We start from the raw sequence: 13,824 nt of genomic DNA, 5'->3' as shown, positions 1-13,824 counted from the left end.
GCGTTCCGGCGTGGAAGGCGTCGACCAACGGCAGGACGCGGCGGGCGAGGGCGGCGGACATGTAGCCGCGGTGGAGGTGCCGGGGGGCATGACGGGAGGACGCCAGCTCGTCGGCCTTCGTCTCAGGAATGACTCTGCGAGGGGTTCAGATACCTGGCGACCGAGGAAGGCGGCAGCGTGACGGTCCCGCCGACCATCGGCCGCTTGGCATCTCTTTCTTGCTTTCGCAGTGCTACAGCTCGACTGGTCCCGGGCTTGCAGCCTCCTGTGCGTGACCGTGCTCCGAAATGGAGTGCAGAGAGGTGGTGTGAGGCCCCGGCTGTGACCGCCGATGCGGTGGCGAAGGCGGTACGGTGCCCTGTTCCGCGCGCCGGCCGGGGTCCGCGAGTGCGCGCAACAGCACCGCAGTGACTGCCTCGACGGCCTCCGCGTTCAGGATTCCGAGGTAGACGTACGGTCTCCCGGTGGAAGTCATCGCCGGGCGGATGCGGCGATAGCTGCGCTCCGGAAGGCCCAGTTCGGCAAGGGCTGCTCTCAACCCTTCACTTGCCGCCAGGGCGGCTGCACGGCTCTCCCGCCACTGGGGGAGGCCGACGTCCGTCACTGGATTCCCTCGGCTACGTGAGGGTGCCTGCGGATCTCTACGGAGGCATCGGTGGCGCGCGAGTAGTCTCCCGCGCCTCTAGCGATCTGCCGCTGCTCAGCCAGGTCGGAGCAGACACAGCAGTCGTCTGCCGGTTCGGGCGCAGCGGGCGGGATGGGGAGCCCAATCGCTCCGTCGGGTGTCGGCTTCGGATTCTTCATGGCGGTGAGGATGGCCGCCCCTTTGGGACGTATCTCCTCGAACCCCAAGGACGGTTGGACGGTCTGCCGCTATGTTCCAAGAAGGCCCAAACGTCGCAGGGAGAAGTCTTGAACGTCGCTCTACGATCGGCTATGTCGGATGCCCAGCTGTCACCCCGCAGGCTCGCGGCTCGCATTGGGGTCGCGCCGAAGACTGTAGAGCGATGGCTGGCCGACGCCGAGCTGGTACCCCACGCAAGAAACCGAATTGACGCCTGTCAGGCACTGAAGGTGGATGAACAGATGATCTGGCCGAAGGCTGTGCAGGCCCGGGTGAAGTCGGGCCACGACCGGGAGCTCGTTCAGGCCTACCCCTACCGGTCTGCATGTCCGTCGACTGTTTGGGGCGAACTGATCGAGGGGGCTGCGGAGGAGATCTACCTGGCCGGATTCACGAACTACTTCCTCTGGCTTGAGCAGCCGGCCTTCGTTGAGACCCTGCGGAGGAAGATCGATTCTGGTTGCCGAGTCCGGTTCTTGCTGGGGGATCCGGACGGTGAGGTCACCCGCCAGCGGGAGGCTGTCGAGGATGTCGCACTGAGCGTTTCGACGCGCGTCCGGATCACTCTTGAGCACTTGGGGCGCTTGGGCGTAGCCAGCCGCGCGGAAGCTCGTTTCAGCAACCACGAGGACGCTGTCAACCACGTGTCTCTCTCCGTGTTCCGATTCGACCAGGACGCGCTGGTCACCCCGCACCTCGCACGGCTTGTCGGCCACGATTCGCCGCTGCTCCATCTTCGACGCCAGGGCGACGGCGGCATGTTCGACCGGTTCACCGAGCATGCCGAGGAGCTGTGGAGCCGGGGTGTTCCGGTGTCTGAGTGACGCAGGGTGGTGCTGCGCTGCACGTATCCGCGGGGCTTGCCGCAGCCATCGCCGTGATCGAGATCGTGGCCGGTCGGCCCGCTGGGGGCCGACGGGCTGAGCGTCTCGGAGCTGAGCGCACTGTCTCGTCGGCCGACGGGCGGGCGGGGTGGAGCGAGGGAGTACGCTCCGTGCGCACTTGACCACCGCCCAGCAAAGCTGTTGGTCTGTATCAGTTGAGAAGCCAACCCTGGGGGTCCGCATGTCCCGATCCGATCTGCGAGCGCTGTTTCGGTCGAATGACCGAGAATTAAAGGCAGTCGACTTCTTCGCGGACCGGCGAGATGAGTGGGCCACAGTGGCGGAAGCCATCGCGAACCACACCCGGCGACTAAGGCATCCCGGGTTCGATGTGGAGGACCTGGAGGCACCGCGGCGCAATGTCCTCGTCTTCTACGGTGTCGGAGGCATCGGCAAGTCCACGCTCTCGCGAGGTGTCGCTGAGCACTTGGCTGACCCAGCGGTGCGTGCCGGTGACTGGCCGCCCCTGAATCCGGGGGTCTGCCCGGTATTGCCGGTGAGGGTTGACCTTTCCAACGAATCCGGGGCGGACTTCGAGTCGCTGATCCTGGCGATGAGACTGGCGGTCTCGGAGCTGGGGCAGCCAATGCCTGCCTTCGACCTCGCCTTCCAGCGGTACTGGGAACGCAACCATCCAGGTGAGCCGGTCGACGAGTACCTGAGGCGACGCACATGGTTCAGCCGTTTTCCCGGGGTCGGGTCGCTGCCGGAGCAGATGCAATCAGCCCTCGCCGATGTGGCACAAGTGGTGGCCATGCCGGGCACGGCAGGATCCGTCGTCGGGCAGAGCGTCGGAGCGCTGGTCCGGGCATTACGTGAGCACCGGCAGCATGTGCGGGCCCTTGCCGAGTGCCGGCGCCTCGCTGACCTGCTGGAAGCGGAGCCGGACCTGGACGCACTGAGCTACTACGCTCACCTTCTCGCCTGGGACCTCAGCCGCCTGCCGGAGAAGAAGCGCGCCACACTCGTTGTCCTGCTCGACACGTTCGAGGACGTCGGTGACCGCGTACACCGCGATCTTGAGCGGCTGATCCAGCGTGTGGCGTGGCTCATGCCCAACGCGCTCTTCATCATCACCGGGCGTAACCGGATCCAGTGGGACGACCCCAAACTCGAAGGTCAACTGGATTGGGTCGGCCAGGAGTGCTGGCCCTTGCTGGTCGGCGGCGCAATGGACGAACCGCGCCAGCACACGGTCGGATACCTCTCCGCTGCGGACTGCGAAACCTACTTGTGCCAGCGACTGACGATTGCAGGGCGGCCGCTGATGGACGACCGCACCCGGCACTTGATCACTGCCAACTCCCACGGTCTGCCGCTCTACCTGGACCTCGCCGTCATGCGATTCCTCGACCTCTACCGCCGCAATGACCGCGCCCCTGCCCCCGGAGAGTTCAATCTCGACTTCCCCGCCCTGGTCGCACGTACGTTCCGTGATCTCACCCCGGATGTGCGCCGGGTGCTGCGTGCCGTGAGTCTGCTCGACTCCTTCTCAGCCGAGCTGGCCACCGCCGCAGCGGGCCTCGACCATGATGCGCCGGCCCTGGACCTGGTCGAGCGCCCCTTTGTCGATGTCGACTCCGGTGCGCCATGGCGGTATCAGTTGCACGGGCTCATAAGGGATGCCGTACGGGCAGCGGATGACACGAGCGAGGACCGGTGGAGCGAAGCCGACTGGAAGCGTGCTGCCGGGCGCGCGTTTCTTGCCCTCGGACGTGAGGCGGTCGGCGCCGACCGCGCGAGGCTCGTCGCGGCACTGCGCCAGGGCCTGCGTCTGGCCCGTGACTACGAGCTGGACCTGGGTTGGCTTGCCGATGCCGCGTTCAGTTACGTGGACGACTTTGTCTGGGAGCCCATCGAAATTCCTGCCGGGGAAGCGGGCGGAGCGGCGGAAAGTTCTCCGGCCGAAGCCCTGGCCCTGACGCTCTCGACAATCGCCCAACGTCAGCGTGAGCACCGTAGCCGCACTGCGAACCGTCTGCGTCTCGTGCTTGACGGGGGTCAGCTCCCCGACGAGCTTCTCGAGCTTCCTCGCTACTTCCTTGCCGAGTGTGATCGGGACCTTGGGAACTTCGACGCCTCTTTGGACGGCATGCGACAGGTGGCTGACGCAGGTGGGCGCCTTGCACCCACGGCAGCCCGAGGGCTCGTCCACCTGGCCCGCCGCGTCGGCCGTTTCGAACGGGTGCGGACCGCTGTCGAGAGTCTGGGGCCTGAGGGTCGTGCCGACCGGGCCCGCGGCGATCTCTGGTGGACGCAGGGCAACATCGGGCCTGCCTGCTCGGCCTACGCCGCGGGCCGGGACGAAGCACTGGACCTCGATCAGCCGGGTGAGGCCGCACTGTCCCAGGCCTGCCTGGCCTTTGCCGCTGCCTTCCAGGACCGCCCGCGTGCAGCTGAACAGATCGCCCGAGCCGAGCAGATGCTCGGCGGAGTCTCCATCCGTTGGGCGGACCTCCAGACGTCCATCGCCTCTCTCGTACGAGATGCGGGAGTCGGCGAAGACCTGCCGCAGCGCGCCGAGGACGCCGTAGTACGAGCTTGTGAGGCGGGCCTCACGTCGTCGCTCGCCTACATTCGTCTCGCGGTCTGTGTCCACTTCCTTGTGCTCGGGGAGCCGGTCGCGCTGGCCGGAGCGAGGGCCCAGTTGCGAGAATGCGTGCAGGGTGAAGAGTTTGCCTACCTGGCAGAGCTCTCATACCTCATGGCAGGCGAGGAGCCGCCTGACGACCTGCCCCGCGCTCAGTGGCTGGACGGGCAGGCAGCCGTACAGGCACGCTGGGTGGCCATCGTCGAGGACCGGCGCCGGGAGGCTGCCGCGATCAGAGGAGAATGAGCAGGTGGCGAAGTACACCACGCTGGACCAGATCGACCTGCCGGTTGTGGCGCAGCGCTACGGACTCAAAGATCCTCGGCTTGCTCCGCTGGCCGGTGGCGCAGCGAACTCCAGCTTCCGCATCACCAGCGCCGCCGACGAGTTCGTCCTCACCATTCTTGACAATCACGACACCGCCAGCGCTGAGCGCCTCGCTGCTCATACACAGGCACTTTTCTTGCTGGGCGTACCGACCGTCGCTGTCGTGCCCGCCGCTGACGGATCAGTCATCACTCACTTCGACGACCGTCCGGTGATCTTGAAGGCGTGGGCCGACGGCACGGTGGAACAGCCCCTGCCCGAGGTGTTGCTGCCCGAAGCCGGCCGTATCCTCGCCGAACTTCACGCACTCCCGCCTCAGTCGGTCGGCCTGACCGACATTCCTGTCGGCACCCGGCGCCTCTCGGCCGACCATGAGGCCCTCATCCCGGGTTTTGCGGACCGGTCCTTCGCTGACTGGCTCGTCGATCAGCTAGCCCGTGTCCACCGAGTCGAAGCGGTGAGCCACCGGCCACGGACGATCACTCATGGAGACCTCTTCGACGACAACATCATCGTGGGGGCCGACGGAGCGCTCACCGTGCTCGACTGGGAGACCGTGTCCCTGGATGACCCGCTGCTGGACCTCGGGATGGCAGCAGTGGGCCTTGCGCAGGAGGACGGTTCTCTCGCGGCGCCACGCCTGAACGCTCTGGTCGAGGGCTACGAGCGGGCTTGCCCTCTCGCCGAGGCAGACAGGCGTGCGCTCCCCACCGAGATCATCCATGCGGCGCTGATCATCGCGTTCCACCGCTACTACCGCCACAACGTTCGCTTCCCTGACGCTACGAAGAGTGACTATCACTTGGAGATGATCAAGTTCGTGGAGTCTGTGGCGGGAGCAGCTGAAGTGCTCGGCTGAACGAGGAACCATGCCCTCGCTCCGGCGCAGTTTGCCGGCGCGTACATCCGATGAAGTCTGTCCACGAGGGTTTGACGCCGACTCTGTAAGACCGGCCGGGCATCGGTGCGACGTCACGACGCACCTGTTTCGCCGCCTCGCCCAACCACGTGAAGCGCGCTTGATCGCGTAGCCGCACAGGCGGGTGCCGTGGAGGTCGAGGTCTGTGGCGTAGTGGGCGGCGATCTCCGCCCAGCGGTCCCAGCCATAGAGGCGGGAGTGAGGGCGGTCGTCGTCGGTGCGTTCACGTTCGCGGGACGCCGTCGCTGTGGCGCGTTGCCGAAGCCCTGCCCGACATGCGGAATCTCCGGTGGGCTCGGCAGCGTGCGGGTGGGCATCGGCCGACAGGTCTTCGTGCAGAGCGTCAGCCATCCGCTCACGTAGTTGCGCGGTGATGTACGCGCGGGCTGCGCGGGGCGCCGGCTGATCCACCAGGAGGTCAGCGCGGCGGCGAGGTCGTGGGCGCCGAGGCCCTAGCCGATCAACGGCCGTAGTGCGGTGGCCGTACCCGCGTACGGAAGCGCAGCCGCAGACGTGTGACCGACGAACTCCGCCTCAGGCCGGCGGACTTCCCTCTTCCCGACGACCAGTTCGGCCGCTCGCCCGCGTGGCGGGAGAGCACCATCAGAGCCTGGCTCGCCGTTCGGCCGGGGCGAGGGCGACCCACTCCGGGGGTCTAGGCGCTCCTTGGCTGACTACCGCTCGGGCGGACCCGGTGGGGCCGCTTGCGAAGCGACTGGCTCAGCCACGCCCCAGCGCTGACACAAACGCCGACCAGGAACTGCGGGCCACGGATATGTGAGAGCCGCTGCGTTGCTTCGAATCCCGCACGCCGACCGAGTTGTGCAGCTCGGCCACTTCGACGCACTCTCCCCCCGTCCCGTTGCTGTAGCTGCTCTTGCGCCACTGGGGGAGGCGTGGGTGTTGCGTCATCGGTCATGCTCCTTCTGGATCGCGCGCATCAATGAGGCCGACCGTTCAGGGCTGAGGGCCAGGGCCCTGAGATGGTCGAACGCCTTGGTGTACAGGCTGACATCCGGTGCGGCCTCCAGGTAGACCGAGTCGGTCAGACCCTCTCGGTAGACGACGTCCGGGTCCTCCTGCTCGGGGAACCCCAGGATGGTGAACGGACCTGTCGCAGGATAGGCGCCGGCGTCGAAGGGCAGGACCTGCACGGTTACGTTGCGCAAGGCGGTCGTGCGCAGTACATGGTCGATCTGTGCTGACATGGTGGTCCGGCTGCCGACGACGTGCCTGAGGACACTCTCATGGACCACGGTCCAAAGGTCCGGCGAGGGCGCGTTGGCGAGCAGTTGCTGCCTGCGCATCCGAACGTCCACCAGGCTTCCGATCTCCTCTTCGGAGTGGTCGGCGGAGGCCCTGCTCAGCTCTGTTGCGTACTCCGGTGTCTGGAGCAGGCCGGGGACGAACTCGCTCTGGTAGCTGCGTAGGTCGGACGCTGCTTGTTCAAGACCCACGTAGACGGAGAACCAGGCGGGAACCGCCGCGCCGTGGGCATGCCACCAGCCCTTGGTCTTCGACTCCTTGGCGAACGCCTTGAGGACGTCGCGGAGTTCGGATGAGGTGCCGTAGAAGCGACAGAGCGCCTCGATGTCCGAAGGTTGTACGCGACCGAGTCCTGTCTCCAGCCGGTTGACCTTCGAGCCGCTCCAATCCAGCTGCTTGCCAACATCGTTGCAGGTGAGGCCGCTTTCCTCGCGGAGCTTCTTCAGCTCGATGGCCAAGCGGCGCCTACGCGCAGTGGGTGATCCGGACACTCCAACTCTCCTTTTTCCAGTGAGGGTTCCATCACATCCCGAACCGGCTCCGGGTGTCATCACTCGTACGAGCGAATCTCTTCGTGCACATTGCATGGCGGGATCTCGGCGCGGCATTCTTCGGCATGAAGCAACCGTGGGTCATGACCCGTCGCGATGGGTGACGGACGTGCTTGCTCGGTGGAAGGAGTTGATTCGTGGTGAGCGGAACCGGAGTCGGAGCTTGCATGACGCGTAAGCCCTGGGAACTGCCGTTTCTTGCGGAGGCTGCGGAGGCTGCGGAGGTGGCCGGCCTGAGGCGCGCTGTGCGCCGGCATCTGCGGTCGTGGGGTCTCTCGGACGTGGCGGACGCTGCCGAGATCTGTGTCAGCGAGCTCGCGTCGAATGTCATCAGTCACGTCGGCGAAGGAACGCCGGTGACACTCGCCGTCGAGATGAACGGCACGCACCTCCGGGTTGCGCTCCGGGACCCGGACACCCGAGTACTTCCGACACTTGTGCACGCCGGGCCGGACGACGAGTCGGGGCGCGGTATGGCGTTGCTGGATGCCGTGTCGGACCGGTGGGGCGTCATCCTCGGGGCCGAGTCGAAGCTGGTCTGGTGCGATCTCGCCACGTCGCTTCGCACGCCGGACGGTCATGTCGGCGACCGGCGGGTCGCCAAGGGGGAGGCGTGTTTGACGCTTTACTCGGGCGCAGACGGTGACCGGGGGCGGGCAAGCGTGGCCGTTATGGAGGAGGCGGCGATCGTACTGATCACCGACCTCCTCCATTGGCTACGCGTTCACGGATCCGACGCGGACGAGGCGCTGGACAGGGCCCAGACCCGCTTCGAGGCGGAGACCGGCACGACCCGATGACGGTGACGTCAGCGCAATGCCTCGCTGAAGAAACCGATCGACGGGTCCTCCGGGGTTCCGATCAACAGGGCTCGATCGAGGAGCCCGTTATTGTGCTCGCAGCTGGTCTCGGGCAGCAGGACGCACGCATGGCAGGCGGCGAGGTTGATTCCGCCCACGCCGCTTTCGCTGGACTCGACGCAGAGCGGGTCGGCCGAACACCACTGTGCCCTGAGGAGCGCCGAATGCAGAGCGCCCTCCAGGCGATCCGGCTCGCCCTGGGCGACCAGGCCGCCGAGGCTTCCGGCGGAGTCGCTGGTGGCGGTGCATATCAGGATGCCGGCCATCGACTCGTCCGCGTACAACCGTTCCCGGAGCGAGGCCGCCGGGTATCCCCCGTCGAGACTCCATTCGTTGATCAGCGCATGCGACAAGGTGTGGAGGAGCACCATGCGGGCGTCTGCGGGCGAATCCGGTACGGAGGCCGCGTCGTTGGCGCGGTCGGCCAGCATGCGAAGGTGGTTCGTCCGGATGCGGTCCGCTCGGGCGGCGACGGCAGTGTTTCGGGCCCAGTCGTCGAGGCGGTGCTCGTCCAGGCGCAGGAAGACGCCTTCGCCCTGCACCTCCATCGCCGGGAGCCAGTCCATGGGGGAGAGGGACAGCGCGGCTTCGTGGACGTCGGTGCGTGTCTCCGGGGTGTCCACTCGGGAAAAGGACTTCAGCGCGCGTACTTCGCGCAGTCGCTTCACGAGCATCGGGCCCGTCACGCCGTAGGGGGAAAGAACGGCGGCCGGCGACCGAGGAGGTTCGCAGACGAATTGGTCCTCGTGATCGGTCTCGTCCTCGAGACGACCGGCGATGAGTCGTTCGTACTCCTGCTTGCGCAGGGCGACGTAGGCGCTGTCGGTTCCCTTGTCGTCGTCCGGCTCGGAGTCCTCGTGGTTCTCCGCCTCCAGGAGGGCAATGACCTTGTCGACCGAGAACTCGTAATTCTCCTGCAGCGTCAGTGCCTTCAGATACACCTCTATCGCATCGCGGTTGTCCGCCATCTCGCGAAGAGCGTCCCAGTGCAGTTCCAGTCGGGCGGCGTGCCCATCACTCCACGGCGGAATGGACAGTGCCGTCTTCACGATGGGTTGCCAGGCGACGGACGAACCACGCTGGAGGGTGCGCGGCTTCTCCGAGCAGTGCTCGGCGGCCGCGTCCTTGAGCCATGGGCGCCGACCGCCGCAGAAGACCTTCAACTCCGAGAGAGCGGCCCGGCGGAAGGCTCCCTCCATCGAGACTTCGGGGATTCCGCACGTGCACGAGATGAGGATCGAACGGAGCGAAGCGGTCTTCCCGCTGGTACGCAGCCTCATCTCTCCACCGCACAGCCCTGTATCGGCGTTCTGACGGTTGTTCCGGTGGGCCCATTTCCAGTACGGGAAGTCCTCGATGTGGCCCTTGGCGCACGCCATGACGAAGCGCGACGGCACCAGTTCCTCGGCGCATTCACCGCACTCGTTCTTGCCCGGAGGAGAGTTGAACCGGCTCACATGCTGCAGGGCGTCACATCCGGGGCAGGAATGCCAGAGCGGGAAGCGCCGAACGCGGACCCCGTCCTTGCTGGTGTCGTCGGAGGCGGGCGGGAGGCGAAACGACTTCACGCCGAGCACACGCGCCAAGCGGTGTTCGTAGATGGTCGGTGCCTCACTGATGTTCCATGAATCGGTGCCGCTGACCATGAACGATTCGTTGTCGACGGCGATGATGGATCCCACACCGTACGTGGTGATCATTTGGGCGCGACGCACCGAACCTCGTCGCGGGTAGCTGCGTTCGGGAGCGCCGGTCCGGCGACGGCGTGAAGGGGGCGGGGTCATCGGGATGCCTCCATGAACAGGGCGGACTCGGCATCGACATCGCGCAGGCTCCACAACGTGGGCCACGCGTCTTCGTTCTCGTTGTCGAAGGCACGCAGCAGGGACGGTGTCTTCTTTCCCCGTTTCGGCTCGTAGAGGAGTCCGCCGTGTGCGTCGGCCTCCTCGGCCCACCATTCGACGAACTCGTCGAAGGCGGCGGCGGTCGCACGGTACTCGTCCGGGGCGACCGACTGGACACGGCCGAGGAGCGCGGTCCGGACGACCTCCTCCAATTCGTCGCGGAACTGGTGAATCCGGCCGGCGCCGTCGTTCTCGCGCGCCGCCGGAATCAGAATGCGCGCGAGCGCGACCACCACCGCGTGCAGCCCCCTGTCGCGCGCACGGGAGGAGAAGGGCGTCACACTGGTCGATTCGACCTCTCGGTACAGCGCCGAATGGAAGTGCTGGAAGCTCTCATAGTGCGAACGATCCCTGGAACGCGACGAATTCAACATCACCGCGACCAGTCCGGGATGGCGTCGGCCGACGCGGCTCGTCGCCTGGATGTATTCGGCCGTGGTCTGCGGCTGACCCATGACCGCCATCAGCCCGAGCCGATCCACGTCGACGCCCACGGAGATCATGTTGGTGGCCAGGAGGACATCCACGGTGTCAGGATCGGGCAGTCGCTTCTCCACCTGCTTGAGACGTTTCGGAACCTCGCTGGAATTGGCTCGGCTCGTCAGCTCGGTCTGCTCCAGCACCTTGCGCTGCGGACATGCGTCGCGCGAAGCCAGATACCCGAGGTAGGAATCGACATCGTCATGCACCTGGAGCTCGGCTGCGGCGAGCAGTCGCAGGCTGTTGAAGTACCCGACGAGCGTCCAGTAGGCGTCCCGCACGTCTTCGGTGATGTCGTTGCGCGCCGCCCGGTGAAGGAGATTCGCATAGGTGCGGATGAGCAGCGTCGACTGGCTGGTGCTCGGGGTGAGCAGACCGACGTACTGACGCGTCGCCTTGCGCTCCTTCGGAGTCTCCACGGCGAACCACGAGTCCCGGGCGTCGGTTCCCGCCGGGGGGAACTGCGCGACTGTACGGTCGAAGAGCTGCCGCCCCTGATCCGACGCGCGGCGGATCGTGGCAGTCGAGGCAATGACCTTCGGGCTGTCGGCCAGCAAGTCCACGGCTGTCTCGTAGAGGCCGGTGAGGGTACCGAGCGGCCCCGAGATGAGATGCAGTTCGTCCTGGACGATCAGTTCCGGGGGCGGAGTGCCGTCCTCTCGGTCCCGGTTGAACAGCGCGGCGGTCTGCGCGCGCCACGGCATCGCGGCGAACTTGTCGACCGTGGCGATCACCAGTGTCGGCCGGGCGTCGTAGACCGCTTCGTCTACGAGGTGGACGGGTAGCCCGTCGCGGAAGTCGCACCAGGTGTCCGGGCAGCGGACGTACATCCGCTTGGCCTCCTCGTCGACCTCGTACTGATACGCGTCGAGACGGGTTCCGCACCAGGGGCAGGCGTGCAGCTGAACGGGGTTCTTCTCCTGCAGTTCCTTCTCCTTGCGCAGTTCGACCAGACTCTTCTCGGCATCCGACAGCCGGTTGGGAGTGGCGGACTGGCCGACCCACATGCCGATGGAGATGGGCTCCGTGCCGAGCGTCTCCACAGAGCCGAGTCGAATGCGCTCCATGGCGCAGATCAGGGCGGCGGCACGCTCGAACTGCTGCAGGGTGAGCAATCTCAGCGTGTAGCGCATGAGAACGGTGACGCCGGTTCCGCATTCCTTGAGGCGCAGGCGTCGGAAGAACGTGGTGAAGGCGATGAGGCCGAGATACGCCTCCGTCTTGCCACCACCGGTGGGGAACCAGAGGAGGTCGGCGACTGCTCGGTCCTCGTGGTTCGGGTCCACGATCCCTTCGAGGCAGAGCAGCACGAAGGAGATCTGGAACGGGCGCCATCGTCCGACTGTCTCGTCGGGTGTTCCGTCACGCCCGTTCCGCACCCACTCGCTTCGGGAGCGCTGCTGAGCCATCGCGCGATTGGCCAGCCGGAACGCGTGCAACGCGTCGGAATTCTCACCGAGCACCCGGATGCCCCGGCGCATCCGGCCGAGGGCGGTACGGCACTGCTCGATCTGTGCCCGCGCGGGGGCCTCGTGCGGAGTGCCGCGGAACGACTCGGCCTCTGCCTCCTTGCGGTCGATCCACTCCGCGTACCCAGCCATCAGCTCGTTCAGCGACCCCAGGACGGCACTCTCCGGCCGGGTCGCCAGGCCGTGCATCGTGAGGGCGGAGTCGTCGATGTCAGGGTTCGAGTCGGTCAGCAACACGTCGTGGGTCGGCACGAACTCTGTCCACACGCCGGCGGTCGACGCTCGCGCGTTGTTGGGCGCGCCGATGGGCGGTGGAGTCCAGTCCCATTCCGCCGCACAGCCGTGGCCCATGGCGAAAGTGGGGGCGTGTCGGTGGAGAAGCCTACTCGTGGCCACTTCCCGGTCGACTGCACGCCCGCCGGCGGGGCGCTCGACGAAGGCGGGCGCCCCTGACGGAGCCGTCACGGTGAGACGGGGCTGATAGAGGGCGTGAGCGTCCTGAAGCTCTCGTTCACCCACCGAGTGTGTGTTGATCAGGGTGACCGTGACCGTGACCGTGCCGGCGGCCTGCGGACGCACGAGGATCTCGACGCTGACGCCGTCGTGCAGGGGGGCGGGCCGGTGTCGTTGCGGCACTGTCACGTCTACGGTCACGGGGCGCAGGTTGAGTGCGCGGCGACGCCAGTGTTCCTTCTGGTCGGAGGTGCTGCGGGCCTCGGCCCGTTTGGCGGGGATCGGACGCCCGTCGGGATCGACGGGGTCGTACATCGCGGCCTCCGTGCGCACGAGGATGGTCGACGACACGGTGGGGTCGACGGCGAAGGTCAGGCCCATGGAGGACGGTCGACGGTCACCCGCGAGCGAGGGGCCCGTATCCGGAGCCGATTCCTCGAGGTCCCGACGCCCGCGCACGAGGGGTGCGTCGTCCAACCCTTCGATCTCGTCCGCGTCTTCGTCCAGGGCACGTCTGGCCTTCTCGTCGGCAGGCCGGGGAAACAGCACTCCGATGGGATAGGCCGTGATCGGTGGGTCCTGCTTCAGAACCTCGTCGGGCGAGCCCGGGCCGAGAAGGTCTCGGCGAAGTTGATCGACCAGTCCTTCTCGCGCCACGTAGTGGGCGGCGTGCGGGTTCGATTCGTCCTTCATCGGGCGACGTCCTCCTGCGAGTTCCTGCTGGTCCACCGGTAGCGACCGATTCCTGACATGCGGGGCACCATCCAGAGCCCGTGTTCACCGAGTCCTGCCCGGGCGCCCGAGGCCGTACTGCCTGCCACGCTCTCCAGGCAGTCGACCCTGAACCCCTCGATGCTCGTCGGCCAGCTGATGTCCCAGGTCTTGTGGATCTTGAGTGAGGTGTGCAGGTCGTGCCGGAACCTTTCCGATACGACGGCGACGGGGCGGTCCCGGTGGAACACCGTGTACGGCGGACTCTGATCCGGTGCCGTGGTCATCTCGTGCTGCAGACGGAGCTCCAAGGCATCTCCCGGCGCGACCGAGGACGCGAGGTATTCCTGCAGAGCCGCGGCGTCGTGCTCGAACCCGTCCGTGCCCGGCGGGTGCTCGCGGGACACGTCGAGAGACGCGGCCGAGATCCCGAAGCGCTGGTAGGACTTCCACCCGCCCGCGTAATGACGCCCGGTGCTGCGATCTCTGCGGATCAGGGCGGTGTCCGGCGCTTCGACGCGGAACAGATCGTCCCTGGGGCGGGTCATCGCAACATAGAGTGCGCG

Annotated in this window: 9 protein-coding genes; 4 read left to right on the top strand and 5 right to left on the bottom strand. The window is 66.7% G+C overall.

The window, feature by feature from the left end; all coding sequences use genetic code 11:
* The first annotated feature begins 936 nt into the window (after positions 1-936).
* From EAO72_RS09760 to EAO72_RS09750, 3 genes are all read left to right on the top strand, one after another.
* Entirely contained in the window at positions 937-1,668 is a 732-nt protein-coding gene (locus tag EAO72_RS09760) for a DUF5919 domain-containing protein (RefSeq protein WP_148016857.1), read from the top strand.
* Positions 1,669-2,005: 337 nt separating this feature from the next.
* Entirely contained in the window at positions 2,006-4,564 is a 2,559-nt protein-coding gene (locus tag EAO72_RS09755; protein WP_315986298.1) for an ATP/GTP-binding protein, read from the top strand.
* 4 nt (positions 4,565-4,568) lie between these two features.
* Positions 4,569-5,504 carry a phosphotransferase gene (locus tag EAO72_RS09750; RefSeq protein ID WP_187284995.1) on the top strand — a complete coding sequence of 312 codons (936 nt, stop codon included), beginning with the start codon at positions 4,569-4,571 and terminating at the stop codon, positions 5,502-5,504.
* Between the two features lie 780 nt (positions 5,505-6,284).
* On the opposite strand, the gene EAO72_RS09745 is transcribed toward EAO72_RS09750, so the two are convergent.
* Positions 6,285-6,476 (bottom strand): DUF397 domain-containing protein, encoded by a 192-nt coding sequence (locus tag EAO72_RS09745; RefSeq protein ID WP_148016854.1) that lies wholly within the window; start codon positions 6,474-6,476, stop codon positions 6,285-6,287.
* Positions 6,473-7,288: a helix-turn-helix domain-containing protein gene (locus EAO72_RS09740; RefSeq protein WP_261991400.1), complete on the bottom strand. Its 816-nt coding sequence runs from the start codon at positions 7,286-7,288 to the stop codon at positions 6,473-6,475. The genes EAO72_RS09745 and EAO72_RS09740 overlap by 4 nt, the downstream gene beginning before the upstream one ends.
* Before the next feature lie 260 nt (positions 7,289-7,548).
* Here EAO72_RS09740 and EAO72_RS09735 point away from each other — a divergent pair, with 260 nt between their 5' ends.
* The gene (locus EAO72_RS09735) at positions 7,549-8,181 is read left to right on the top strand and encodes an ATP-binding protein (protein WP_148016853.1); all 633 of its coding nucleotides are present in this window, start codon (positions 7,549-7,551) and stop codon (positions 8,179-8,181) included.
* A gap of 8 nt (positions 8,182-8,189) precedes the next feature.
* Here the strand turns inward: EAO72_RS09735 and drmB are convergent, their stop codons facing one another.
* From drmB to EAO72_RS09720, 3 genes are read right to left on the bottom strand one after another with little or no spacing between them, the layout of a single operon-like run.
* Positions 8,190-10,025 (bottom strand): DUF1998 domain-containing protein, encoded by a 1,836-nt coding sequence (drmB, locus tag EAO72_RS09730; RefSeq protein WP_148016852.1) that lies wholly within the window; start codon positions 10,023-10,025, stop codon positions 8,190-8,192.
* The gene (locus EAO72_RS09725; RefSeq protein WP_148016851.1) at positions 10,022-13,240 is read right to left on the bottom strand and encodes a helicase-related protein; all 3,219 of its coding nucleotides are present in this window, start codon (positions 13,238-13,240) and stop codon (positions 10,022-10,024) included. The genes drmB and EAO72_RS09725 overlap by 4 nt, the downstream gene beginning before the upstream one ends.
* Complete coding sequence (locus EAO72_RS09720) at positions 13,237-13,806, bottom strand: hypothetical protein (protein WP_261991399.1); 570 nt, start codon at positions 13,804-13,806, stop codon at positions 13,237-13,239. The genes EAO72_RS09725 and EAO72_RS09720 overlap by 4 nt, the downstream gene beginning before the upstream one ends.
* Positions 13,807-13,824: the final 18 nt, after the last annotated feature.

It is taken from the genome of Streptomyces sp. OR43, assembly GCF_008042275.1.
GTDB lineage: Bacteria > Actinomycetota > Actinomycetes > Streptomycetales > Streptomycetaceae > Streptomyces.
Note: the sequence above shows the minus strand (reverse complement) of the source record. Positions and strands in the feature narration are given on the sequence as shown.

What these genes read in the sequence shown, in the direction of transcription:
- EAO72_RS09745 (WP_148016854.1), bottom strand. Translation starts at nt 6,476, where the DNA reads ATGACGCAACACCCACGCCTCCCCCAGTGGCGCAAGAGCAGCTACAGC.
- EAO72_RS09720 (WP_261991399.1), bottom strand. Translation starts at nt 13,806, where the DNA reads ATGACCCGCCCCAGGGACGATCTGTTCCGCGTCGAAGCGCCGGACACC.
- EAO72_RS09735 (WP_148016853.1), top strand. Translation starts at nt 7,549, where the DNA reads ATGACGCGTAAGCCCTGGGAACTGCCGTTTCTTGCGGAGGCTGCGGAG.
- drmB (WP_148016852.1), bottom strand. Translation starts at nt 10,025, where the DNA reads ATGACCCCGCCCCCTTCACGCCGTCGCCGGACCGGCGCTCCCGAACGC.
- EAO72_RS09760 (WP_148016857.1), top strand. Translation starts at nt 937, where the DNA reads ATGTCGGATGCCCAGCTGTCACCCCGCAGGCTCGCGGCTCGCATTGGG.
- EAO72_RS09725 (WP_148016851.1), bottom strand. Translation starts at nt 13,240, where the DNA reads ATGAAGGACGAATCGAACCCGCACGCCGCCCACTACGTGGCGCGAGAA.